Source organism: Sandarakinorhabdus sp. (assembly GCF_031422795.1).
Taxonomy (GTDB): domain Bacteria; phylum Pseudomonadota; class Alphaproteobacteria; order Sphingomonadales; family Sphingomonadaceae; genus Sandarakinorhabdus.
The window spans coordinates 1-1944 of the sequence record NZ_JANPML010000074.1; the positions used below are offsets into that span (position 1 = coordinate 1).

A 1944-nucleotide genomic window follows, 5' to 3' on the forward strand; every position below is an offset into this window, starting at 1 on the left:
CTTCGGCAACAGATCGGCGAGAATGGCTTCTTCGTCCGGCTCGTATTCGACCGAGGCATCGGCACCGGCAGCGCCACCAGCCGGAAGCGCGGCGGGGATGATCTGCAGCCGGGTCGGCTCCTGAGTCAGCGCCGATTTGAAGGTGGAGAAGAACAGGTGGGCGACATCGAACTCACCGGCTTCGAAGCGGGCCACCACATTATCGGCCACGGCCTTGGCATCAGCAAAGCCCACGTTCTTGATGTGGGTCATGTCGACGGTGCCGACGATCAGCTCCTTGTGCGTGCGGGCAAACGGCGCGCGCGCCTTCTTGCCGACGAACAACAGCTTGACCGTCTTGCCCTGGCCCAGCAGCTCTTCCAGCGTGCGGCGCGCCAGCTTGGCGATGTTGCTGTTGAAACCACCGGCAAGGCCGCGTTCCGACGAGCAGATCACCAGCAGATGCACCTGATCATTGCCAGTGCCGGCGAGCAGGCGCGGGCTTTCCGGGCCCACCGTCACGCGGCTGGCGAGCGATGCCATCACGGCGGCCATCCGCACCGAATAGGGGCGGGCGGCTTCGGCGGCTTCCTGCGCCCGGCGCAGTTTGGCCGCCGCGACCATCTTCATGGCCTTGGTGATCTTCTGCGTCGATTTCACCGAAGTGATGCGCATTTTCAGGGATTTAAGCGAAGGCATGAACCGGTTCGTCTTCCTGGTTCGTCACCCCGGCGGGCCGGGGCGACGCTTGATTTCAGGCGAAGGTCTTCACGAAGGCGCCGATGACGTCCTTCAGCTTGGCGGTGGTATCCGCCGAAAGATCCTTCTTCTCGCGAATGTCGGCCAGCAGATCGGCATGGGCCGACTTCACATGGCTGAGCAGGCCGGCTTCGAAGCGGGTGACGGCATTGGCGTCCACCGAATCGATGAAACCGTTGACGCCGGCAAAGATGCTGACGACCTGATCTTCGAACGGCATCGGCTGGAACTGGCCTTGCTTCAGCAGCTCGGTCAGGCGCTTGCCGCGGTTCAGCAGCTTTTGCGTGGAGGCATCAAGATCCGAACCGAACTGCGCAAACGCCGCCATTTCGCGATACTGTGCGAGTTCGAGCTTGATCGAGCCGGCGACCTTCTTCATCGCCTTGGTCTGCGCGGCGGAACCGACGCGGCTCACCGACAGGCCGACGTTGATGGCCGGACGAATGCCCTGGTAGAACAATTCGGTTTCCAGGAAGATCTGGCCATCGGTGATCGAAATCACGTTGGTCGGGATGTACGCCGAAACGTCACCCGCCTGCGTTTCGATGATCGGCAGCGCGGTCAGCGAACCATTGCCGTTGGCATCATTCATCTTGGCGGCGCGTTCCAGCAGGCGGCTGTGCAGATAGAACACGTCACCCGGATAGGCTTCGCGGCCCGGCGGGCGGCGCAGCAGCAGCGACATCTGGCGATAGGCCACGGCCTGCTTGGACAGATCGTCGTACACGATCACGGCGTGCATGCCGTTGTCGCGGAAAAACTCGCCCATGGTGCAGCCGGTGTAGGGCGCCAGGAACTGCAGCGGGGCCGGTTCCGACGCGGTGGCGGCGACCACGATCGAATATTCCATCGCGCCATTTTCTTCCAGCGCGCGAACAATTTGGGCCACGGTCGAACGCTTCTGGCCGACGGCGACATAGATGCAATACAGCTTCTTGCTCTCGTCGGTGCCGGCGTTGACGGCCTTCTGGTTGATGAAGGTGTCGATAGCGACAGCGGTTTTGCCGGTCTGACGGTCACCAATGATGAGTTCGCGCTGGCCGCGGCCAACGGGCACCAGCGCATCGAGCGCCTTGAGGCCGGTCTGCACTGGCTCATTCACCGATTTGCGCGGGATGATGCCGGGCGCCTTGACCTCAACGCGCATCCGCTTGTCGGCAATAATCGGCCCCTTGCCGTCGATGGGATTGCCCAGCGCGTCAACAA

General features: G+C 62.7%; 2 protein-coding genes. Both read right to left on the reverse strand.

All coding sequences use genetic code 11. The annotated features are described in order from the left end of the window. Positions 1-678 (reverse strand): ATP synthase F1 subunit gamma (gene atpG, locus RMO81_RS02960; protein WP_310474243.1); only part of this gene is annotated, 678 nt, incomplete at its 3' end. Positions 679-733: 55 nt separating this feature from the next. Continuing rightward, a partial coding sequence (gene atpA / locus RMO81_RS02965) for a F0F1 ATP synthase subunit alpha (RefSeq protein WP_310474244.1) occupies positions 734-1944 on the reverse strand: 1211 nt, incomplete at its 5' end.